Origin of the sequence: Moraxella sp. TY6 (assembly GCF_048551375.1) — a bacterium.
Classification (GTDB): domain Bacteria; phylum Pseudomonadota; class Gammaproteobacteria; order Pseudomonadales; family Moraxellaceae; genus Faucicola.
This window is the reverse complement of record NZ_JBLYZJ010000007.1, coordinates 27668-47589: the sequence shown is the minus strand read 5'-3', so window position 1 is coordinate 47589 and position 19922 is coordinate 27668. Positions and strand designations below refer to the sequence as shown.

The following is a 19922-nucleotide window of genomic DNA, read 5'->3' as shown; positions in this document are numbered from 1 at the left end:
CGTTTGTTTGGCGTAACCCACCATTTAAGTTAATCGGTTAATATCACTGGCTATCGCTTGATAACCATGTGCTTCATCCAAGATATAATCCACCGTCACCACATCCAGCCAAGGCTCATCTATCTCATCCGCCACGCTCGATGTCGTTGCCGTGACAATCCAGTCATAGGCTAGGACACTGACGGTTTCGGCATTGGTACGAGTGTTAAATAGCGTTGAGATTGAGCCACCTTCTAGCGGTGCTATGGGTAAACCCAATCTACTACGTTCTAACGCCTGTTCCACATCACTGATAAGCTGATAACTACCCACCGTCAGCAGTTTGCCACTTTTATCAAATGCCCCTTGCCGTGCCGTTTCTTCGGTGCGTTGTGACTTTGCACCGACTAGCACGGTAAACACATATTCACGGCTTTTTTTGCGGTTACTGGTTTGGCTTGGGGCTTTGGCTTGTTTAAACGTGACCCAAATTGCAGGGAACTGGCTGACCACTTGAGCAAACTCATCAGGGCTTTGCAAGTCAAAGTCACCACCATACGACTTAATCTGACGCACGTTGTGACCGTGTGTGTCGTAGTAAGCCTTAATCGTGTCTTTGATACCTTGCTCTATCGCTGTGAGAATCGGCGTTGCCATTACCAACCACTCCCACCAAACACAGTCGGACGACCAGTGGTCATCTGTGCCAAGTTAGTCGATGGCACAGCATTGGCGGTAGTGGTACTTGCCCCAATGCCGATTTTGCCCTCATTGACTGCCTTAAGGTTATCCACTGCCAGTTTGTAGCGTTTTTCATCACGCTCACTGACACGGCTTGCCCCCAATACCACATGATAGCGAGCGATATCACACGCCATCATCTGCACAAATGGCGACTGTAGCACGGTGGGTACAGTCAGCTTTTTGGCAAGGTAGGCATCCACTTCCGCATTGGCACTATCAATCGCTAGTTGTAGCTTGATTTGATTAATCTCACCTGTATAAGGCGGTTCGTTGTCGGTAATTTGGACTAAATCCCCACGACCAAAACGAGCAATCATGGCATCAAGCGTGGCGTAGGTATTGGTATTCATCAGTCATTCCAAGGCGATTTGTAGGGGCTTATTGCATAAGCCCAATATTTGAAATTTCAAACAGGGCGTAAGCATTACGCCCCTACGACTCTAATTTTTGGGCTTGGTATTATTCTTCACCAGTTGATTTGTACGCCAACTGCCAAAATGAATATCCAGCACCATAGCGAGCCTCGACACCAAACTTAAACGTAGCACGGTTAAATACATCATCGCTGTCCATGCCAGTTTGTTTGACGAATGTAGGGATTTTACGAATCTGCAAAATCAACGGCTTCACAGGCATATGCTCATCCAGCAAGTACCATTCATTGTCAGTGTCCAAGTCGTCCAGTACCAGCAGTTCGGCTGTGCCTTTGTAGATATTGATACTGCCATCATCGAACTTTTCAGCCATAAGTAATTTTTTTGCTATGCCTTCTAACGCTGGTGGCACGACCAGTAATGTTGGGAGGACTTTTAGGCTACGACCAAATTCGTCTTTGATTTCACGCATTTTTGTACGAACTACACCATAACTGGTTTCAGCATCATCTTTACTGGCAACGGATAGTTTCTTTTTACCAAGGTTACTGTATTTGGTTTTTTTACCATTCACTAAAACTTCATGGTCGCTGGCGAAGAATGGTTTTTCGTCATAGCATAAGTTGACGTGACCGTTTTTTAGCAAGTCTGCAATCAGTTCATCAGGCAGTTGTGCTGCTGACCAAGTCGCTTGTTCGACTAACGTGCCGTATTGACCGATATTGTCGTCTTCGATGTCGTTGCGGTGTACTTCGATGGTGGATTCAAAGTCTTTATTAACAATCTGATAGCCTTGGGCTTTGAGTTTGTTAATGACTTTATCGCCAATCCATTCACGCATGGCAGGGAATTTGTCAAGCCAAGCATAGGTATTTAGCTTGCCAGTGGATGGCACGGACATTGCCATTTTTTGCCAGTTGGTTTCAGTGGCTTTAAACGCATTGTTAAAGGTCATATTTAGACCTGTGGCGATGGTGTTGAGCGTTGTTTGATTGATTTGCATAAGTTATTACCTATTAGTTATAATACTTCAATTGCTGAAATTGGTAGATTGTTAGTATTAAACATCACAATACCAAAATAGGGGGCATCCGTAATCATGTCATCAGTGATGATATTGCCACCATTGTAGCCACATTCAAAAACGATTCTGTTATCATAGCGACTAATACGGATTGTTTCGCCAACAGGGTTTGACATGTTAATTGTCTTTTGTCTCCCTACTACCAACATATCAAAATTTTCATAGTTCCCTGCTACAAAATCCAGCAAGACACCTTTTGCTGTACCATTTTTATAGTCAAATACATTTTCACTATAGCCAATAAAGATACTGAATGGTCCAGCAGGTCTAAAAAGCTCAATTCCATTTGATGGTATTTTATTTGTGATAGCCTGATAACCTTTCTCGCTATTTTGTAGAGTGCCATCTGTAAATTGTAGTTGCCCATTAACATACACACAGTTCTCTAAGTGATTAAAATCAATGTTTGACTTACCACTTGGTATCGGCATTGGCACAGGAGCTGGCGGTGTGTCTGATGATTTATGGCTAATCGTATTACCAAAGCCAATCTCCACCCACACATAGCCATCAGGCTCTACACCCATGATTTCACCGACTGACAACAGGTTATCTCCTGTTGTCACTACGGTATGACTAGCAGTCAATAGGGCAGTCTTGCCAATGTCTGCTTGAGTGATTGACTTATCTGTATCGCATTTGAGCAAATATTGCTGATTACGCCCCACCATCACCGCTGTTGAGCCATCAACCCCTTGGCTGTTATCGACATCATGTAACGCCATACCCATCAGTTTGACAGCGTCCGTATTGGTAGCAGGTACACCATAACCTTGAGCATTGACAGCGACCAATGCACCAAGGGTAATAACAACACGACTTGCCAATTTGATGCTATTACGTTTGCCATCTCTGTAATTCGTCATTGTCGTTATCCTATGCCATTACACCAGTTGGTACACCACCAACCTCTACCCAAACGTGCGTACCACCGCTGTCTAGCCCCATCAGTGTACCTGCGATAAGCTTGCCTTGCGTGGCTTTACCCACCACACCATCCGCTAGATAAGCCACTGGCTTACCAATGTCTGCTTGGGTTAGTGGAGCAGTGGCATCATTGGCAAGCATAAAATGACGATTGCGAGTGATAGTGATATAACCTGCACCATCCGCCCCTTTGCTGTTATCCATGTCATGCTCGGCACGTCCAAAAAATAACTTAGCCGTTGCATCATGTGCAGGGACAGCGAAGCCTTGTTCATTGGTAGCAATCATTTGATTAGTCACAATAGCTACCCCTGTTGCAACCAGTAACGGAATACGAATCCCATCACGATACGGCACATCTTTCATAATCTTTCCTTACATATAAATGATTTTATGTAGGGGCGTATCGCATACGCCCAGTTAAAGTATTAGGGTAATTAACCAGCCATATTACTTACCAAGTCTTTGGCATCTAGCCCCATCTGCTGTGCTACCAGTTCCACATCAGCGGTCAACGCAACTTGGGTTTGAGTGGGTGGCACTGGCTTACCTGCGGTTTGACTTTGGGTCAAGGCGGTGATTTTGGGTTGTTTTGCCAAAAATGCAGTAAAACCTGCCAAATCTTGCTTGGCATACAGCATTGCCCAGTTTTGTTGAGCAGGGAGTAGCTGACCATTGCTTAATGCTTCTTGTACTGCCTCTTCAGCTGGGTCTTTTTGGTTACCTTGCAGTTGAGCGATTTGCTCATTTAACGCAGTCACCACTTCAATCGGCACATACTTGGCAGGGTCGGGTTCTTTTTGCTCCAAAGTAGCAGGAATTGGTTCACCGACTTTATCAAGTTCAGCGGTTAGACTTGCCAAGGTTTGGCTATCATCTAACGCCAAGCCTTTAGCCGTGGCTTTGGTTTTGATAACGTCAATATTTTGTGACAAGGCTGTCACTGCTTGGTCTTCGGTAGTAGTGGTCGGCAAGCCAAGACTTGCGACAACTAGGGCAAGGAGTTTGTTCATGGGGTTGTCCTGTTGAGATTGATTGCTAGAGGGTTGGTTAATGCTAATCGTTGCTGTCAGCAAAGTGGGTTTGAGTTCGTCAAGAATGGTCAAAGCAGGGTCATTGGTCAGGGCGACACTATGCAAGCCATTCACCACGCCTTTGTTGTCATACAAGATGACAGGTGATTTAAAGCGGTACTCTTTATTGTCGATATATTCTTGGGCTTTTTTGGTAAAGTTATACTGTGTACTACACAAGCCGACACCATCGACATACACAAAGCCACCTGCTTTTAGCCACCCTGCCGCTGGGGCAGGTTTTCCGTTTTCTTTGGCAAGAATGGTCTGATGTTCGTAGTCGATTACCAAATCTTTGGCAGACTGATTGAGGGCGGTTGCTAATGCCGTACCGTTATCAGATTGCATCACCCAGCCGTCAACATCATCTGGACGACCATCCACCGCTTTGATGTTTGTCCCTTCAGGGAATATCAAAAAATGATTGGCAGGTATGCCAGTTTGGTTTAAGGCTAGAGATAATGCAGATAGTTTCATAAGCACCTACTAATGATTGATAGCCGTATCATGCCAACCTTTATCCCCAAAAGATAAATGGCAGATTTCCGAGTTTTTTGGGGTCTGATTTTTAATAAATTCACCGCATAAAAAAACGCCTGTATTTAGGCGTTTATGTTGAATAAGCTACAAAGATACCAAATTATCATTAACATCAAATCTAACACCCATCTAACGCACTTTAAATTGATATAAACCCCATTATGCAAATGCCCCTGCCAAATAATTATTTACCACCTCACGCACTGCCAAAAATCCGTCATAGCTGATATCGCCATTTTTATCCATCGGAATAAATGGACGAGCAGGGATATCACCCCAAGGAATTGGGCTATTGCGTTTGGTATAGCCATACTGTCCTTGCGTTGCTCCAAATTGGTGAGTGGGAGCATATTTTAAATTCGTGCCTACCGTTGCGGTATCGATGGTATGACTACTAGTAATACTCTTTTTAAGTTTACCTGTGTCTTGCAATATCCACCCTGCACCGCCTCTACGCCTTGCCAATGTCACAGGCGATAGCCCAGCCCATACAGGTCGTCCACCAAAATCAAAATTTAAGTTAGTTTCTGTGACCAATTGACGGCTGATATCCTCCATCAGCGGTTCGGTATTGGTGAGATGTTGCGAGGCGTGTTGTAATACCCTGTCTAGCTCACTGGCATCAAGATTAATTGTCATCTAGCACCTTGATTTTTGTTAGGTTTGATTGCATAATAAAGCTGTGGCTATTGTTTCCAATGGGTAACGGTTAAGAGCCAAGATTACTTGGTGCTTATTATGCTGTTCGAGTCAGCCGTAGTCACAGTCATTTGCAATTTTGCAAATGTGGATTGAAATGAGTCAGCTGTAGCCATTTTATATCTTCCCCTGTAACACCACATATTCAACTTGTTGCAAATTACCAATCGCCACAATCTGTGTGGTTATCACATTATTCCGCAATACCTTCATTTTTTTACCCTCTACTTTTAGCTTGCCAGCGTAATTCAATTTTACCGCAACTTTGTAACACATATTATTTGGCATCACATACGCCAGTAATATCGTAGGTTGTGTTTGTAGAGTGTCAAGTAATACCGCATCAGGCTTGGCAAGATGCTTTGGCAAATCCAAAAACCAACTTTGTGGTACTGGGTTATGCTTATCTGTTCGCATAGCATGAGTAACATCGTCATCAGTGATGGTAAGTACAGGCGTTTGTAGGTTAATCCCATGAGTTTCTAGCACGGTTACCACTTGACTATCCAACGCCCCAACGTGTTGGTATGCCCCTGTATTGCGTATCACCACAGGCGGAGCATTGGGGGGCGGTATCTGTGCCACAATCGGACTGGCAAATGTCCTAAAAGTTTTGGCAAGGTCATCGACCACACGAGGGTTGTTGAGGGTTTGCTCAAGCACTTTGGTAGCCAGTTTCGGCTCTGCCAATATCGCTTTGTCAAATAACGCTTGCATGGGTAGGACTTTGGGAGCGTGGTTAAACCCCACATCCGTCTTAAATACCGCTCCATTATCCAGTTCAAACAAAGTACGTTGGGCGGTATTGCCGTTTGGCAGTTCGACTACCTCCGTTGATAGCTTGCCATCGCTACTGCTGACGGTATAGCCGTAGCGGTCTATCTGCCCCTGTGTCAGCTCCACGATAGTACAGCGACAGTTATAGCCGTTGGGTGGGCTGATGGACTGCCAAGCAGGGTCGCTTTTTGCCATTACCTTGCCGTGCAATGCCTTATGCGTTGGGCGAGTACGATTGTCCATGATGGCGGAATACATGACAAAGGGGAAAGGGTCATGTTCACGCTCATTAAAAATCACCTTTTGCCGTCCTGCCTCATACGCACTTGCCATATTGGTGCGGTAGATGGTTTCTAGGCGGTGCTGTCCACCTGTGGCGACTTTTTTGGCATTGCCCTCACTATCCACATTGATTTGTCCATCATACCAGCCAGCTTTGGCAAGTACCTTGTCGATATCTTTAGCCCATGCTTTGTAGGTTGTGCCGTCCTGCATGGCTTTGACAAGGCTTTGCTGTACCGTACTTACCAAGTCCACATCCATCATCTTCGCCACCACAAAGGCACGGTCATGGGCGTTGTCGAGCAAATCGGTATAAGCCCAACTGGCTTGCGGATATCTTTGTTGCAGGTAGTGGATGGCATCAGTTGGCGGTGACCGAAAATCCATGCCAGTTGTTAGCCCTTTTGGCATTACTGACCCCCACGAGCGGTTAGCTGGTCATCAATGCCTTTCGCCATTGATACGGCTATCATCTGTTGTAGGCTTGCCATCAGCTTAGGGTTATCACTTGGCACATTGTCCGACAGATAGCCCAATGCCTCTTCAAAGCTATCAAAGCCTTGTAACGCTTGCACCATATCCGCCGTTAGATGTTTGCCAATATCTGCCAAAAATTCGTTAGACAGCACTGCATTCGCCCCAGTTTCTAACGCCATACGTTGGCTTTCTGCGGTGGTTTCGGCAGGGATAGGCTTATCCGCTTGGCTTTTGTTGAGCAAAGTAAGGTTAGCCAGTTGAGCGGTTAGCGGTGCTTGGTTTGCTGTATTGTTAGTTTGTACCATTGATAATACTGGCTCACCCTCATTCGCTAGTGGAATCCCCAGTTTCTCATGCCCCCATTCAACTGGGATTTTCATACCAATGCCAACAAGTTTTGGCAAGGCTTCGGCAAATACACTGATATCCTCATTTTCGGAGATATCAAATACAAACTTTGGATAACGTCTAGGCGATACATCGGGGTAGTTAATCCGCATCAACGCCCCAATCACATCACGGCTGATACTACTGGCAAGCTGTTTGGCATCGCTGTCACGGATTTCTAGGCGAGTTTCTTCATGTACTTTGCCGAGGGCATTGGTCGATGACTTACCATCAGCTTGACTGGTTAATGTACCACCCAAGATAGCTTTGGACTGCGACAGCTCACACCATTTCACCATATCCATAAATGGGTCGGACGAGCCTTTGGCAGCCTCTTTGAAGTCAATCATCATGCCTTGCGGAATTATCCCTGCCGCTCGATGTCCAATGTCCATCACTGCCTTGAGTAAGGTAAATTTCTCACCCTCTGTCGCCCCTGCTGGATAAGTTCCTAGGCGTAAGGGTAGCCCATAAATCTCCAAGAACTCCGCCAAGTCACGCACGCTGTAGTTCTTAAACACATACGACCATACCAAGGCACGGTGTAGCCCACCACGCACAAGGTAGCCTGATTTGGCTTTGTGGGTATGGACTAGCCATGCGTTTTCCCACAAGTCCTCATCATCACCAATACCGCCACCTGATAGGCGTAATTGATTGGGGTTAAATGGGTCGATAGTAAAACGATGCGGTGTCTGCCAGTTGATATCATCAATCAGCCAAAGGTTGCCATCACGCACCCAATGCAGTTCGTGGCATGAGTAGCCTTTGCCAATGGCATCTAGGCTGTCTGTGATGATTTGCTCCCAGTTTTCCACCGCTTCTAGCATAGAGGCGATGGCATCGGTGTATTTTTGTTCGTTAGCATCAGCATTGGCAGGGGCTTTGATTTGCCAATCCAGTTTGACGACAGCACGTTTGCGTTTGCTCATTTCGGCTAGGATATGCAGGTCACGCTCTTCCATGTCCTCAAACAAGGCGAGCATTGCCCCCATACTGCCTGCTTCGGCTTGGGTGAGTAGGTTATGGACTTTGCGAGGGGTCAGACCTACGGCAGGGTGTTCAAACTCCGCTCCATAGGCGGTCATACTGCGTTGCTCTTGATAAGAGGCGGTTTGCGTTTGGTTGAGTTGGTTTTTGTTAAACAGTTTGATAGAGTTGGGTATGGCTTTTAGGGCGGTGAGTGGGTGGTTGTACCATGACATAGGGCAGTCCTCAAGATTTTAGCTTGAGTGTATGCGGTTGGTAGGTTTTGGGATAGTTGGCGTTGTTCCGATTTAAACTATTTATACCTTGCAAAAAGCGTTAGATTTAACTTATGATTGTACAATATTACTTCTAACGTTTCAGAAAATGTCACGTCACCAATTGACGTTTTGTTTGTTCAGCCTCTATACGCCAACCCTTTAAAAGAGGATAATATCTTGAGCCGTAGTTTTAAAAAATCTCGCACAGTATACTACAAACAAGCAATAGTTGGAAAAAACCAACAGCTTAGTGACTTGTTACAACAAGCATTATTGGATGAAAATTGTAAATTCCCAATACCTGACAATCGTCATTATAAAAATAATGCCAATTCAGAAGATTTTTATTTTCTGAATGAAGTCAGTGTATTAAATGGCATGATTTATGGTGAATTAATCTACATTGAAAAAAATAAATTTCAGACCATTATCAGTTTTGAAGATGGGGTAAAAAGATATCCTACAAGATTAGTTACCGTTGATGATGTGAATAACACTACAGAAACTAATCTAAACCAATATCAAAAAGAATTTATAGAGAATACTTTGTATTTTGGTATTACAGGCAACCATGTAGCCGTTATTCAAAGTAGTTCAATTAGAATAAATAGACTGAGTGAGTATTTGAATTATTTACTGGGAGAAAGTGGTGCGAATTTGCTAGGTGGTAATATTATTTTATTTAAAGATATGCCTAGCCAACAAGCCAAAGATATCTTCAGAGAAAAACCTGCAAAGTCTGTTAAGTTAAGTCAAAAAATTGAAGCATCAAATGAACAGCAACCTAAAAATATTACGGGCTTTAAATCTGCAAATTTTTCTTTCAATAATGAAAGGTCTGGGCTTTTTAACGCTGTTATTCAAGAATTAGGTTTGGATAAAAAACTTTCCAAAAAACTCAAAGATAATCTTCAAGATGATAATTTATTTATTGATATAACTTTACGCATAAAAGGTAAAGTTAGTGAGACATCAGAATCTGGACAGACTATTATAGATACAATAGCGACATCATTGGTAAATCTTGATGATGAGGATTTTAGAGTTGAATATGAAGGTGGTGGTTCATTACGAGGTGATGAGTTTAGACAAACTAAAATCATTAAAGTTGAAACGTTTGATGATGGTATCAATCACATACAATTAAGAGCAGATTTATTCCAGTTTTTAAAAGAGAATATATCTGACAGTTAAGGCTGATTATGAACTTTTTATATGATAGCAAAGGCATTTTTAATATTACGATGATTATTACATCAATCGTAGCGTTTTCAATACTAATTGGATTTATTTTATTCAATAATCCAGTGCTATTTTCTATTAGTTTTAAATGGTTTCAAACATCAGCTTTTTTCATCGTAGCTTTAATCGCCCAAACATTTTTTAAGCTTAATGATACAAAAGAGCAAACAAAAATATTGGAATCTGAATTCAATCGTATTCAAGCAGACGTAAGTGATAGAACTGCAAGGTTATTAAGAGTATTAATATTTTATGTTTTGTCTGCAATCATACTTAGTGCAATACATAGTAGCATTGAACCAATTATTCCAAATATTGCCAAAGCCTCTACTTCCTTAACTACTTTTATCAAGTTTACTTATATTATTTCTATTAGTTACCTATTGACATGGACATTCAGTATTTATAATGCTTATAAGATTTATCAAGATATTACTGACTTGAAAGCTCAAATAGCACTCGGTGAAATTCGTAAAGAGGGTAGAAAAAAAGCATTAGATAGATTAATGGGTAAATCATAGAGTTTTGGAAGGTTTAACATGAAAAAATTACTTTTAGTTTATCTGATAGCTTTGCCTTTACTTGCTATTGCCAAGCCTTATACCCAAACGTATAAAGGCGGTACAATGCACATTTTCAAAAGCGATGATGGCAAAGTATTATTATCAAACGTGAAAACAGAAGATAATAAATCTATACTTGGAACATCTGAAGCTGAAAAATTTAAATATGTGGAAACCAAAGTAATACCTGATAGAACTGAAACTATGCCAGAGTATGGTAGAAAATGCACCGCATTCAAACAAGTTCCCATTTGTCGTGACGGTATTTGTCATTTAGGTTATGTCAGAAGGGCGGAAGGCAGTTGTGACTAATCACACAAACCCACCCATCTCCCCATAACCCCCACTTTCCCACATATCCTCCATCCCTTTCGGCACTTGTCCCCCAATCGGCACAGGTGTCCATTCCATACTCGCCATCGGCATGGTACTGGCATAATCACACAGCAAATGAGCAATCCCACTATCCCCATGTCGCTTATTACTGCCATCTTGCGAATTGGTGCGTTCCGCAGGGATTTTGGCGACCCCTTTCACCTTACGAAATAGCAAGTGGTCATCACGGATATCCTTATTGGCTGGCATATCCTCAATCGTCCCATCCTCTAGGCTTGCCTTAAAGTGAGGCGTATGCTCACGATACCAACCCTCCGACAGCATCACCGCCTCGACACGCTCACCCCACTTGATTTGCATTTGTTCCGCCAAGTAGCCACCGTTACCAGTCGCATCATGTGCCGACTTGATAAAGCGTGGTAGCCTGTCCGTCACATACACGAGGATTTGCTTTTGCTGATTGTAAGGGACTTTTATCATCTCCAGCACAAAGGCACAATAGCGTTTGAGGTTCATGCGTTGCCCCTGCACCCACATAGACGAAGCATCACGTTTGCGAGCGAAGTCCAAGCCATAAAAATAGCTGTCCTGTGGGGCAAGCGTATCAAGGATAGGGGCGACTGTCTGTGTTAGCCAATTGTCCACCTCCACCACACGAGCCTCTTCACTCCAAGTATCAAAGCCTTTGGGAGCGGTAAATGTCAACACAGGCACAGCCTCATTTGCCAGTCGCTCAAGCAATGCCGATGACAGCCACCGCCCTGACCCCTGCGAGGGGATGACATCCAGCTCCTCATCCGCATCATCACCATAAAAGTCATAGACTTCTTGCACCCAGTTGGCTTCTGCGATGGGGTCATACTCGATACCACGGCGGAGGCAAACACGCTTGTATAGCCCTTGCTCTACGGCTTCGGCAAAGTCACAGCGAAACACCGAGCCTTTGCGTTTACCGCCTCGCACTTCGTTAATCAGTTCGTTAAATGGGTTTTCATCACCGTTATGGGTTGAGATGATACGGACTTTACCACCCCAAATCAGCAACGCCAACGCAGCTTTAATCAGCCCTGCCAAATCCTCATGGAACGCTGCTTCATCAATGACGACCACGCCCTGCTTACCACGCAAGTTAGAGGGACGGCTAGATAAGGCAGTGATACGGTGCTTGGACTTGGGAAAGCGAATGGTAAAGGTTTTGATTTGCTTGTCTTCGTCTTCCCACAAGCCCTCTTCGATTTCGCTTGCCACATAGTCAAATGCCCTTGCCCACATGGCACAGGCTTCGATAAACTCCACCGTCATGTCTTGGTTATAGCCGACATAATACACATTCTGACCGCCATTTTTCTTGTCGCTAGAGGCGATAAGCACATTATCAGCCGCTTCCGCCCATGTTAGTCCGATACGGCGTGATTTTTCAGCGATTTTAAGTTGGCTGTCATCAGCGAGCCAAGCCTGTTGGTATGGCAATAACACCGCAGGGGCGGTGAGCGTGGCGGTGCTGTCGAGGAGTGGCGGTGTATTATTTACCATTGAAGTTACCAAAAAATGCCCAAAGCACAACACCAATCCAAAGCCCTTGTGTACTATGCCCTTTTAATTCCAATATGGTTGTACAGATAACCAAGACCGCAAACCCTAATGATTGACCTGTCATTCCGCAATCCCCAGTATTTCACGCCGTATCATCTGTACGGTTTCTGCATTTAGCCCACCTTTTGACACGATATTCTCCACCGCATCGGCAGCCTTTTGGGCTTTGTCTTTGACCTCAGTCTGCCATTTTTTCTGATTCACCGAGGCGGTGGTGATATTCGCAATCCCTTTACCTGCTTGCCCCAATAGCTTGAGGCGGTCAGCAGGACTCATAGCATTCTCTTCATCAGTGGCGTTTTGAAAGTCTAACAACGCATCAAAGATTTCAGACTGCACCAGTGATAATACCGCTTGGCTTCGCATATCGGCATCATCAGGGGCTTGCTCCGCAATCATCATCGCCGCTTGGGTACTGGCTTGTATCATTGCCAGTTTTTTCTCCACCTTTTGCCCATAGCGGTGGATAGATGATTTGCTAATCTCATAGCCTTGCTCACGCAACCATGTTTCAAGGTCAATGTAACCGTTAAAGCCATTCTCAAACAGTTTGTCATCAAGCAACTTTTTGACATCACTAGGCAGGCGGTCTATCGCACTTTCACGAGCCATACTGACCTCCTATCCCCAAATGCCTTTTGCCACGGCATAGCCAAAAACAAACCCAATAGCTACCCCAATCATTAAGCCAATTACTGCACCCATGTTAGCACCCCTGCCAGTATTTCACAGGACGAGCCACACCCACAGGGCAGTCGCTCACATATTCCACCACGTCCACACCCTCACAGGTCAGACAGCCGTGCCAATACCCATTGGGATAGCGTGATATCTCAATCATGCTTTTATCCTCAAGGTAGTCCATCTGTGTGTGTAACTCATTGGCAGTCACATCAGGATAGATTTCACGCATCACATCAAGTAGCAAGGTATCCATTGCACCGATAGGGCGTGCTTTGTCGAGGGCGTTCATCAGATGCCAACGCATTCCTGCACGCCGTGTACTTAATAAATCAATAGTCATTCTGATTTCTCTTTATTAGCAATTTTAACAAGGATTAACTGCACCGCATCAATTTTGGCTTCTACCACCGTAAATGACCGCACAAAGTCTGCTTTGGCGACATACTCACGAGGCAATTCGGCTTTCAGCATAAGTAGCTCACGGTCAAGTTTGCGAATTGCTTCGGACTCTTTACTCACGTTTTCATTGACTTTTGCAATTTCAGCTTTTAGCCCATCATCACGTTCTTTGAGCGAGGTTTCAATCCGCCCAAAAAAGGCTTTACCTGCCCCAAAGATTGACCCACCAATGGTGATGGCGAGCATAATGGCTTGATAGGCTTCAAGATTTAACGTCATCGCTTACCACCTTGTTCATGTTCTGTTTGGCATTTCATACACCGCACCGCCCACGGTATGGATTTTTTGCGAGCCGTGCCGATAGGTTCGCCACAGTCGATACACTCGGTGTCGTCTGTGGCTTCGTGGTGGGTTTTGGCGATTTGATATTGTAGCCAACGGTCTGCCTCTTCATTGGCACGGTCAACGATATCACCCATTCTCACCGCCCTTAATATCCCCATCTGATAGGGTTAAACTTATTGGCTCAATGTTTGGGTGTGACTGCTTAACAAAGCGTAGAATCAAGCCACACAAAGCCACCAAGCTAACCACGTGCTTTTGGTACTCAGCAGGGATTAACGCCATGATTTCAGGTGGCATAGGTACACTGGCAAAAAACACAATCAACGCAAACGCCCATGTGCTAAACCACTTCCACCCAGTCTGCCAATGCGGTACAAGTTCAAGGTTTTTCACTACTGAATCCCCTGTAGATACACGGTTTTACCACGCACTTTTTTGGCAGTCAGCACCTGCCCACGTTGGCGACCTGCTTGGTTTTTGTAGCCGATATGCACCCAGCTATTGTCAGTATCAGGAAATTCAAGAATGATTTGGTCAAAGCCAATCCCATGTTTGGGTAGTTCGGTTGCCAAAAACTGCACAATCTCACGAGGTGAACCAAAGGCAGGACATACAAAATCAATGGCAAAGCCGATACTGTGAGCAGAAGTCGGACTACCGCCCACCGCTTTATTGACGGCTGTTGAGCGGTAGCCACTGTTGATATGTACAGGCTTACCAAGTAGGTCACGCATTGGTTGCCATAGGTTGACACAGGCATGGATTAGGTTTTGCTTGTGTGCTTCGGTGGGTGTATTGGCGATACCACGAGCCACAGCAGTATTACTATGGGTGAGTTCGGCAAGGCTAAAGTTGGCGGTGATTTGCATGATATGACCTTTTCTGACTTTTCCCCCATCATACCCACACGCCACGCATGGCAATACTTGGCACAGTTCCGATTTTGCCCCATTGCCTAAAAACACGCTCAAACAAACAAGCACAAAAAAACCGTTAGATATATCACTATCTAACGGTTTTTGTGCTTATTGGCTCTCCCCCTGCCAAGGGCGGAGCTGGAGGGGGTAACATCCATAATCAAAACAAACTAAACTGCCTCATCGCATACACCGCATTGGCACGCTCTTTGATATCCTTTTCGATGATTTTGCGAATAGTACGGACATGAAGGGTAAACCGCTTGGCAAGGTCGTTTGGACATACCCCATCTTTGGCAAGTTTGATGATTTCGGCATTGCGGTTTTTTATCACGGCTTGTTTATTCAGCGGTACATCTAGCACACGCCCACCATAGTAGTGACATAGACGTTTTGCAACTTCCTCACCCAGTATCGTGACAAGCTGATGATTAGGGGGCAGACGGTCACAGGTATGCACATACAGCTCCGTACCGCCAAAGTTACCTATCAGCTTTTGAGCGGACTCTTCGCCGATGACCATAGCGATGTTTTGGTATGTGGTTGTGACTGCCATTTTACCCCCTACTTTTGTTTTGTTAATCTAACGATTTTAGACTTTTGTTGCGTTACGCTTGCTATTATATTCTAAAGCGACAATGATTTGGTGCATTTCTTGACCACCGCATAGATTTATTTTTTCTTTATTAAACATATTCTTAGCTATGCCGTTGGCGTAGCTCCATGTATAGCCACCATCGAGTAGCAGGGCTTCGATTTTGCCTAGCATGGGTTGTAGGACTTCATCAACTTGGGGCTTTTCTCCTAGATTTGGGGCTGATGATTTTGATGGATTGGGGGTGACGGTGAAGCCTTTGGTTTTGAGGGTGTCGAGTACGCTACGCAGTTGCGGTAGGGTGCAGTCTTTGGATGAGGTTTTGCCTGTGGTATTGGTGAGCATGGCACGGTAGGTGTCATCGTCTAGCCCCAGTTCGTTTTTGGCAACATGAATCAACGTGATAAGTCTGCCACGTTCTTTTTGTGCCTTGGTTTTTGGTACAGATTGTTTAGCCATGATTTTTCCTTACAAAAAAGGCGTGTCACCCACGCAACACGCCTTTGGTTAGTGGTAGATTGTGATTAGTTCACCGCATCTTTGAGGGCTTTTCCTGCCTTAAACACTGGGGCTTTTTTGGCAGGGATTTGCATAGGCTCACCTGTGGCTGGGTTACGACCTGTTTTGGCTTTACGGTCAGTGACTTTGAATGTGCCAAAGCCTTTGAGTTCGACTGTACCACCATTGGCAAGGGTGTCGATGACTGCCAGTTCAAATGCTTGTAGCGAGGCAGTGGCTTGAGTTTTGCTAATGCCAGCTTGTTCAGCGATTTTGGCGATTAATTCAGACTTGTTCATAATGTTTCCTTTTGTTGGAGTAGGGGCGTATTGCATACGCCCATTGAGATTGATTTACCAGTAACCGACTGGTAGCGGTTTAAACATTGCTAAAATCCAAGGGGATTTGGTTGTATTTACCCTCACTATCACGCTCATAGACACGGATATACTCTTTGCTACTGGTGACTTGGATAGAGTCGCTAATCGCTTCCATCGCTTTTAGCCATTTTTCATCATTAATTTGCAGACTACGCAAACCAAGGACACGGCGTGTATTGATTTTGCCCTCTTTATCGACTTGGAACGCATTATCAATGATGGCTTTGATGTTGTCGTTACTGTCCTTTGTCCATTCGTGCAAACATTCGTCAATCAGTGACTTGGCGACTTGTAGGCGTTCGTCAAAGACGATATTGTCATTAACTGCTAGTTGTACTTTATGTTGACCATCAAAGCTAAGGATGGTGGTATTACCCTTTTCGCCACCGACTTTGGTATCGTATTCACTGGCGGATAGTTGAACAAAGTCTTCAAACAAACTAAACAGTTTTTCTTTCTTTTCACGCATGGCTTCGCTAAGTTCTTTGGCGATTACAACCATGTCTTTGACAGTGCTATCACGCAGTTGGTCAATTGCCTTAACGCTATCAACAGGGACTAAGTGTCCTTTGGCGTTTTTGACGTAGCCTTCTGGGATTTGGGTTTGGTTAGCCATTGTCTTGCTCCTGTGCATTAAGTTTGTGGCGTGTAGCTTGTTCAACTGCGATTTTATGGGCTTTCTCAATCGTTTTTTTAACTTCTGGGTGATTGCTAATTTGATTAAATAACACTCGTTCTTTAGCCTTTAACAAGCGTTTTTCCAAATCAGGCAAGTCATGCACTGCTAAGAGTAATATTTCAATCGTTGCCATCATTAGACCATCGCTCAAAGAACCTTTGACTGGGTTTAATTTCATTTTTTGCATTAATACTGCTCCTTAATTCGCTCATAAGTTTCATCCATTGTTTCGCCACTGCCTTTGTTAGCTTGGCTTACAATATCCCAAGTTTCCTGAAATGTTTTACCATTTAGCAGGGATTTTTTTACCCCATTAAATACCACTGTCTGACCATACGCAGGACTGGCATTGGTCGTCTTAGCAGGGGCATCTTTGCGAGGGTCAAACTGCCTCATCACCGCATATAGCCAATTATGATTTTTTAGGGGTAATGTCAATCGCCCATCATCCCTTGCTTTGATAGCTTGCTCTATCGCCCACACCCACGCAGGGATAGGCGTATCAAAGGTTTGGCGGTCAAAGGTGACTTTACCTGCTTTGATGACTGGGTTTAGCTCTGCCAGTAGCTTTGCCACACGGTCAAACGATAGGTCACGCCCTGCCGAGCGGAATAAGCCAAGGTATTGAATGATGGCGGTTTTGAGTTCACTGGGTACATCAAAGGCTTGCAAAAAGGCTTCACCGCCTTTGTTCGCCATAATTAGGCTGTCAAGCGAATGGGTCGCACCACAGTTGGGGCATTTGGTTTTCATTTTTCCTCTCCAGCCAATCCTAGCTTGGCTCTTGCACTCGGAAGAAGCAGTGCTTCGCTATTTCCTCGTTCAGGACAAAACTCACATTTTTTACACGCTTGCCAGTGTCGCAATTTGGCTGGGTGATGGGTTGGTGCATCACCTGTGGCATGGTCGATACAGTAGCTACGGCTTACCGTGTCGTTGATATAGGGGCATAGCACCTGCTTACGGTACTCAATATACGCATCACGAATATGGTCGGTACTACCCACATACTTACCGCTCACAGCAAGGCTTAGACTGGGGCGAGCATAGCCGATTTTGTCAGCAATTGTGGTCAAGCTACAGCCATCTTGCTCCGCCTCCTCTTTCACCGCCTCAATCCAGTTATCCTTGGTGACAGGCGTGATTTTTAGCTGATTTAAGCTAGACATGACACCACCCCTACGCAGACGCACAACAGCCCAGCGACCACAAATATCAGCCCATGTACCTGACTTTGGAGTTTCTCAACGTTCACTTGCAGTGCCTCAATATCATCATCATGCAGTTTTTGTTGATTGTGCATAACATCAATTTTTAGCCAATCGCTAATGCGTTTTTCATCGTTTAGGCGTTGTTTTGATTGGTGCAGACGCTCCGCACGTCCTTTGTCTTGAGGCGTGAGTGGCTCATGGTTAATCACTGGAAACATAGGGCATTGTTGACTTTGCCCCTCATCAATCCAATTTTCAAACGTATTTTTAAACGTACTCATGCTTTAATCCTTCTTCATTTTTGGTTGATTTATAGTCGTTTCAACTAGAAACAAAACAGTGGTGTAGGGGCGTATTGCATACGCCCAATCATTCAAAGTATGACTTCTGATTTAATTCACCATACTTACAGATTTGGTCGGCTCATACACGATAATGCCGAGATTTTGGTCAAATACTCGCTTGCCACGTAGCACTTGCGGTGGCTTACAGCCTGTATCTTCCATTAGTTGATAAGTGGTGAGCATACCTTGCTCCACTGACACAGCTTTGAGATAGCCAGCTTCTGCCAGTTGACGTAGATAAGTACGCACCGTATTGACTTGTAGATTTGCCCCAGTGCTTGCCACGATTTGACGAGCATTAAAGGTCTTTTGAATACGCATTGCACGCCATGCCGATTCATTCAGCGGTGTTGCCACAGGCTTACCGAAGCTATCCACTCTTGGCGGTTCTTGTCCGATATCACGCACAATGATGTTTTGGAAAGGGCGTTTTGCCCCAATGACTTTGACAAAGCCCCCTGCAATCCAACCTTTTAGCCAATATTCCACTTGCTTACGGTTGGCTTGGGTGACTTGCTCACAGATGGCGGTGGTGGTGACACCCTCGCCAAGTCGCAGAATATCCCATACCTGCTCACGAGCATCTCGCACAATGCCATTTGGTTGATAGTCAAACGCAGGGTTACGCTCCCAGCGTTTCTCAACACCCCCTTTCATAAAGGGGGATTTAGGGGGATTTAATTGACAGCGACAACACATAACTACCCCCTATTAAAAGAATGACCGTGGTTTTGGCGATTCGCCAGTAATAAAGCCATGTGGTAATAGGCGTTTTAAGTCATCAAATGCCACAGAGCGTTGTCCATTTTCTCTAGCCTTCTGCCCCAACATCTCAAGATTGGTACACACACGGCGAGTTGAGCCACGCACTGCACCCACCAATTCAGCCAAAACAGCTTCATCAATCGCCACTTTTTCGCAGTATATTTGAGCCAATAGCATTGCATCCGCTATGCTTGCAGGTTGAGCCTGTACCCAATTCAATACACGACCGTGGAATCGCTCCCAACGCTCCAATTTTTTAGGTAACATCTCTTCCCCAATAATGATAATTGTCCCCTGTGAGCTTTCATAAATATCTCGAATCAGCTCAACCTTGCCACCTTTACCCCCTGCCGTCACCAAATGGTCAAACTCATCCACAATCAACGGCTTGCCACTTTTTGCCAGTTCACTACTGATTAAATCCAGCATTCCTGTCGCTGTCCCCACTGGGGCAATATTCATTTCACGTAGCACCTTTTCCAAAAATGACTTCTTGGTGTCAATGCTTGAAGCTTGCACATAATAAGCCCTTGTCAAAGTCGCCACATAACTGGCTGACACCGACTTACCAAAGCCACTGGGGGCATAAAACACACAGATACCGGGCAGATTTGGGTTACGGTCTTTTGTGTATTTAATCGCATCGTGTAGCATTGCGACATTCGTGACTTGAGCCACACCACCGCTCACAGGCGATAAGTTGACATTACTTGCATTTTCTTTCATACTATTCCTCATTGTTACGGTAAGGTGCGTCCTACGCACCATTGCTCTTGTAGGG

Annotated in this window: 30 protein-coding genes; 3 read left to right on the top strand and 27 right to left on the bottom strand. The window is 44.7% G+C overall.

The genetic code is table 11. From position 1 onward, the window contains the following. Positions 1–24 precede the first annotated feature (24 nt). The 9 genes from ACK1U4_RS06730 to ACK1U4_RS06690 form a co-directional block, all read right to left on the bottom strand. Positions 25–636 carry a phage protein Gp37 gene (locus ACK1U4_RS06730; RefSeq protein WP_419400115.1) on the bottom strand — a complete coding sequence of 204 codons (612 nt, stop codon included), beginning with the start codon at positions 634–636 and terminating at the stop codon, positions 25–27. Continuing rightward, a complete protein-coding gene (locus ACK1U4_RS06725; protein ID WP_419400114.1) occupies positions 636–1073 on the bottom strand; it encodes a gp436 family protein in 438 nt (145 codons plus the stop codon). The genes ACK1U4_RS06730 and ACK1U4_RS06725 overlap by 1 nt, the downstream gene beginning before the upstream one ends. A gap of 109 nt (positions 1074–1182) precedes the next feature. Continuing rightward, positions 1183–2100 carry a Mu-like prophage major head subunit gpT family protein gene (locus ACK1U4_RS06720; RefSeq protein ID WP_419400113.1) on the bottom strand — a complete coding sequence of 306 codons (918 nt, stop codon included), beginning with the start codon at positions 2098–2100 and terminating at the stop codon, positions 1183–1185. 17 nt (positions 2101–2117) lie between these two features. Beyond that, positions 2118–3047 carry a hypothetical protein gene (locus ACK1U4_RS06715; protein ID WP_419400112.1) on the bottom strand — a complete coding sequence of 310 codons (930 nt, stop codon included), beginning with the start codon at positions 3045–3047 and terminating at the stop codon, positions 2118–2120. Between the two features lie 10 nt (positions 3048–3057). Then, positions 3058–3474: a hypothetical protein gene (locus ACK1U4_RS06710; RefSeq protein ID WP_419400111.1), complete on the bottom strand. Its 417-nt coding sequence runs from the start codon at positions 3472–3474 to the stop codon at positions 3058–3060. 71 nt (positions 3475–3545) lie between these two features. Beyond that, positions 3546–4658, bottom strand: a complete 1113-nt coding sequence (locus ACK1U4_RS06705; RefSeq protein WP_419400110.1) for a phage protease — start codon at positions 4656–4658, stop codon at positions 3546–3548. A gap of 222 nt (positions 4659–4880) precedes the next feature. Continuing rightward, positions 4881–5360: a phage virion morphogenesis protein gene (locus ACK1U4_RS06700; protein ID WP_419400109.1), complete on the bottom strand. Its 480-nt coding sequence runs from the start codon at positions 5358–5360 to the stop codon at positions 4881–4883. A 177-nt stretch (positions 5361–5537) separates the two neighbouring features. Then, positions 5538–6890 carry a phage minor head protein gene (locus ACK1U4_RS06695; protein WP_419400108.1) on the bottom strand — a complete coding sequence of 451 codons (1353 nt, stop codon included), beginning with the start codon at positions 6888–6890 and terminating at the stop codon, positions 5538–5540. Continuing rightward, entirely contained in the window at positions 6890–8548 is a 1659-nt protein-coding gene (locus tag ACK1U4_RS06690; protein WP_419400107.1) for a DUF935 domain-containing protein, read from the bottom strand. Before ACK1U4_RS06690 ends, ACK1U4_RS06695 begins: the two co-directional genes overlap by 1 nt. 219 nt (positions 8549–8767) lie before the next feature. Between ACK1U4_RS06690 and ACK1U4_RS06685 the strand changes: the two genes are divergently transcribed. From ACK1U4_RS06685 to ACK1U4_RS06675, 3 genes are read left to right on the top strand one after another with little or no spacing between them, the layout of a single operon-like run. Beyond that, entirely contained in the window at positions 8768–9784 is a 1017-nt protein-coding gene (locus ACK1U4_RS06685; RefSeq protein WP_419400106.1) for a hypothetical protein, read from the top strand. Positions 9785–9792: 8 nt separating this feature from the next. Next, positions 9793–10353 carry a hypothetical protein gene (locus tag ACK1U4_RS06680; protein WP_419400105.1) on the top strand — a complete coding sequence of 187 codons (561 nt, stop codon included), beginning with the start codon at positions 9793–9795 and terminating at the stop codon, positions 10351–10353. 18 nt (positions 10354–10371) lie between these two features. Next, positions 10372–10707, top strand: coding sequence for a hypothetical protein (locus ACK1U4_RS06675; RefSeq protein WP_419400104.1), 336 nt, complete (start codon positions 10372–10374; stop codon positions 10705–10707). Here ACK1U4_RS06675 and ACK1U4_RS06670 read toward each other — a convergent pair whose 3' ends face one another. The 18 genes from ACK1U4_RS06670 to ACK1U4_RS06585 form a co-directional block, all read right to left on the bottom strand. Beyond that, positions 10708–12264, bottom strand: coding sequence for a hypothetical protein (locus tag ACK1U4_RS06670; RefSeq protein WP_419400103.1), 1557 nt, complete (start codon positions 12262–12264; stop codon positions 10708–10710). Beyond that, the gene (locus ACK1U4_RS06665) at positions 12254–12388 is read right to left on the bottom strand and encodes a hypothetical protein (RefSeq protein ID WP_419421666.1); all 135 of its coding nucleotides are present in this window, start codon (positions 12386–12388) and stop codon (positions 12254–12256) included. The genes ACK1U4_RS06670 and ACK1U4_RS06665 overlap by 11 nt, the downstream gene beginning before the upstream one ends. Further along, complete coding sequence (locus ACK1U4_RS06660; protein ID WP_419400102.1) at positions 12385–12936, bottom strand: DUF3486 family protein; 552 nt, start codon at positions 12934–12936, stop codon at positions 12385–12387. Before ACK1U4_RS06660 ends, ACK1U4_RS06665 begins: the two co-directional genes overlap by 4 nt. Positions 12937–13030: 94 nt before the next feature. Further along, complete coding sequence (locus ACK1U4_RS06655; protein ID WP_419400101.1) at positions 13031–13348, bottom strand: hypothetical protein; 318 nt, start codon at positions 13346–13348, stop codon at positions 13031–13033. Continuing rightward, complete coding sequence (locus ACK1U4_RS06650) at positions 13345–13686, bottom strand: hypothetical protein (protein WP_419400100.1); 342 nt, start codon at positions 13684–13686, stop codon at positions 13345–13347. The genes ACK1U4_RS06655 and ACK1U4_RS06650 overlap by 4 nt, the downstream gene beginning before the upstream one ends. After that, a complete protein-coding gene (locus ACK1U4_RS06645; protein WP_419400099.1) occupies positions 13683–13886 on the bottom strand; it encodes a TraR/DksA C4-type zinc finger protein in 204 nt (67 codons plus the stop codon). The genes ACK1U4_RS06650 and ACK1U4_RS06645 overlap by 4 nt, the downstream gene beginning before the upstream one ends. After that, positions 13879–14145 (bottom strand): hypothetical protein, encoded by a 267-nt coding sequence (locus ACK1U4_RS06640; protein WP_419400098.1) that lies wholly within the window; start codon positions 14143–14145, stop codon positions 13879–13881. The genes ACK1U4_RS06645 and ACK1U4_RS06640 overlap by 8 nt, the downstream gene beginning before the upstream one ends. Further along, positions 14145–14717 carry a D-Ala-D-Ala carboxypeptidase family metallohydrolase gene (locus ACK1U4_RS06635; RefSeq protein ID WP_419400251.1) on the bottom strand — a complete coding sequence of 191 codons (573 nt, stop codon included), beginning with the start codon at positions 14715–14717 and terminating at the stop codon, positions 14145–14147. Before ACK1U4_RS06635 ends, ACK1U4_RS06640 begins: the two co-directional genes overlap by 1 nt. Before the next feature lie 112 nt (positions 14718–14829). Further along, positions 14830–15225, bottom strand: a complete 396-nt coding sequence (locus ACK1U4_RS06630) for a Mor transcription activator family protein (protein WP_419400097.1) — start codon at positions 15223–15225, stop codon at positions 14830–14832. Between the two features lie 36 nt (positions 15226–15261). Beyond that, positions 15262–15723: a gp16 family protein gene (locus ACK1U4_RS06625; RefSeq protein ID WP_419400096.1), complete on the bottom strand. Its 462-nt coding sequence runs from the start codon at positions 15721–15723 to the stop codon at positions 15262–15264. Positions 15724–15788: 65 nt separating this feature from the next. Then, the gene (locus tag ACK1U4_RS06620) at positions 15789–16097 is read right to left on the bottom strand and encodes an HU family DNA-binding protein (RefSeq protein WP_419400095.1); all 309 of its coding nucleotides are present in this window, start codon (positions 16095–16097) and stop codon (positions 15789–15791) included. Between the two features lie 43 nt (positions 16098–16140). Further along, the gene (locus ACK1U4_RS06615; protein WP_419400094.1) at positions 16141–16758 is read right to left on the bottom strand and encodes a DUF3164 family protein; all 618 of its coding nucleotides are present in this window, start codon (positions 16756–16758) and stop codon (positions 16141–16143) included. Continuing rightward, positions 16751–17008: a hypothetical protein gene (locus ACK1U4_RS06610; RefSeq protein ID WP_419400093.1), complete on the bottom strand. Its 258-nt coding sequence runs from the start codon at positions 17006–17008 to the stop codon at positions 16751–16753. The genes ACK1U4_RS06615 and ACK1U4_RS06610 overlap by 8 nt, the downstream gene beginning before the upstream one ends. Then, positions 17008–17574, bottom strand: a complete 567-nt coding sequence (locus ACK1U4_RS06605; RefSeq protein WP_419400092.1) for a hypothetical protein — start codon at positions 17572–17574, stop codon at positions 17008–17010. The genes ACK1U4_RS06610 and ACK1U4_RS06605 overlap by 1 nt, the downstream gene beginning before the upstream one ends. Further along, positions 17571–17990, bottom strand: coding sequence for a LysR family transcriptional regulator (locus ACK1U4_RS06600; protein ID WP_419400091.1), 420 nt, complete (start codon positions 17988–17990; stop codon positions 17571–17573). The genes ACK1U4_RS06605 and ACK1U4_RS06600 overlap by 4 nt, the downstream gene beginning before the upstream one ends. Further along, a complete protein-coding gene (locus ACK1U4_RS06595) occupies positions 17978–18313 on the bottom strand; it encodes a hypothetical protein (protein ID WP_419400090.1) in 336 nt (111 codons plus the stop codon). Before ACK1U4_RS06595 ends, ACK1U4_RS06600 begins: the two co-directional genes overlap by 13 nt. A gap of 111 nt (positions 18314–18424) precedes the next feature. Further along, positions 18425–19075 carry a hypothetical protein gene (locus tag ACK1U4_RS06590; protein WP_419400089.1) on the bottom strand — a complete coding sequence of 217 codons (651 nt, stop codon included), beginning with the start codon at positions 19073–19075 and terminating at the stop codon, positions 18425–18427. 12 nt (positions 19076–19087) lie between these two features. Then, positions 19088–19867 (bottom strand): AAA family ATPase, encoded by a 780-nt coding sequence (locus ACK1U4_RS06585; RefSeq protein ID WP_419400088.1) that lies wholly within the window; start codon positions 19865–19867, stop codon positions 19088–19090. Positions 19868–19922: the final 55 nt, after the last annotated feature.

Coding starts and splice junctions, on each gene's coding strand:
- ACK1U4_RS06600 (WP_419400091.1), bottom strand. CDS start 17,990: ATGTCTAGCTTAAATCAGCTAAAAATCACGCCTGTCACCAAGGATAAC.
- ACK1U4_RS06700 (WP_419400109.1), bottom strand. CDS start 5,360: ATGACAATTAATCTTGATGCCAGTGAGCTAGACAGGGTATTACAACAC.
- ACK1U4_RS06670 (WP_419400103.1), bottom strand. CDS start 12,264: ATGGTAAATAATACACCGCCACTCCTCGACAGCACCGCCACGCTCACC.
- ACK1U4_RS06625 (WP_419400096.1), bottom strand. CDS start 15,723: ATGGCTAAACAATCTGTACCAAAAACCAAGGCACAAAAAGAACGTGGC.
- ACK1U4_RS06620 (WP_419400095.1), bottom strand. CDS start 16,097: ATGCAATACGCCCCTACTCCAACAAAAGGAAACATTATGAACAAGTCT.
- ACK1U4_RS06705 (WP_419400110.1), bottom strand. CDS start 4,658: ATGAAACTATCTGCATTATCTCTAGCCTTAAACCAAACTGGCATACCT.
- ACK1U4_RS06615 (WP_419400094.1), bottom strand. CDS start 16,758: ATGGCTAACCAAACCCAAATCCCAGAAGGCTACGTCAAAAACGCCAAA.
- ACK1U4_RS06710 (WP_419400111.1), bottom strand. CDS start 3,474: ATGAAAGATGTGCCGTATCGTGATGGGATTCGTATTCCGTTACTGGTT.
- ACK1U4_RS06650 (WP_419400100.1), bottom strand. CDS start 13,686: ATGACGTTAAATCTTGAAGCCTATCAAGCCATTATGCTCGCCATCACC.
- ACK1U4_RS06590 (WP_419400089.1), bottom strand. CDS start 19,075: ATGTGTTGTCGCTGTCAATTAAATCCCCCTAAATCCCCCTTTATGAAA.
- ACK1U4_RS06605 (WP_419400092.1), bottom strand. CDS start 17,574: ATGAAAACCAAATGCCCCAACTGTGGTGCGACCCATTCGCTTGACAGC.
- ACK1U4_RS06715 (WP_419400112.1), bottom strand. CDS start 3,047: ATGACGAATTACAGAGATGGCAAACGTAATAGCATCAAATTGGCAAGT.
- ACK1U4_RS06690 (WP_419400107.1), bottom strand. CDS start 8,548: ATGTCATGGTACAACCACCCACTCACCGCCCTAAAAGCCATACCCAAC.
- ACK1U4_RS06665 (WP_419421666.1), bottom strand. CDS start 12,388: ATGACAGGTCAATCATTAGGGTTTGCGGTCTTGGTTATCTGTACAACC.
- ACK1U4_RS06675 (WP_419400104.1), top strand. CDS start 10,372: ATGAAAAAATTACTTTTAGTTTATCTGATAGCTTTGCCTTTACTTGCT.
- ACK1U4_RS06725 (WP_419400114.1), bottom strand. CDS start 1,073: ATGAATACCAATACCTACGCCACGCTTGATGCCATGATTGCTCGTTTT.
- ACK1U4_RS06660 (WP_419400102.1), bottom strand. CDS start 12,936: ATGGCTCGTGAAAGTGCGATAGACCGCCTGCCTAGTGATGTCAAAAAG.
- ACK1U4_RS06720 (WP_419400113.1), bottom strand. CDS start 2,100: ATGCAAATCAATCAAACAACGCTCAACACCATCGCCACAGGTCTAAAT.
- ACK1U4_RS06610 (WP_419400093.1), bottom strand. CDS start 17,008: ATGCAAAAAATGAAATTAAACCCAGTCAAAGGTTCTTTGAGCGATGGT.
- ACK1U4_RS06695 (WP_419400108.1), bottom strand. CDS start 6,890: ATGCCAAAAGGGCTAACAACTGGCATGGATTTTCGGTCACCGCCAACT.
- ACK1U4_RS06730 (WP_419400115.1), bottom strand. CDS start 636: ATGGCAACGCCGATTCTCACAGCGATAGAGCAAGGTATCAAAGACACG.
- ACK1U4_RS06595 (WP_419400090.1), bottom strand. CDS start 18,313: ATGAGTACGTTTAAAAATACGTTTGAAAATTGGATTGATGAGGGGCAA.
- ACK1U4_RS06585 (WP_419400088.1), bottom strand. CDS start 19,867: ATGAAAGAAAATGCAAGTAATGTCAACTTATCGCCTGTGAGCGGTGGT.
- ACK1U4_RS06630 (WP_419400097.1), bottom strand. CDS start 15,225: ATGGCAGTCACAACCACATACCAAAACATCGCTATGGTCATCGGCGAA.
- ACK1U4_RS06655 (WP_419400101.1), bottom strand. CDS start 13,348: ATGACTATTGATTTATTAAGTACACGGCGTGCAGGAATGCGTTGGCAT.
- ACK1U4_RS06645 (WP_419400099.1), bottom strand. CDS start 13,886: ATGGGTGATATCGTTGACCGTGCCAATGAAGAGGCAGACCGTTGGCTA.
- ACK1U4_RS06680 (WP_419400105.1), top strand. CDS start 9,793: ATGAACTTTTTATATGATAGCAAAGGCATTTTTAATATTACGATGATT.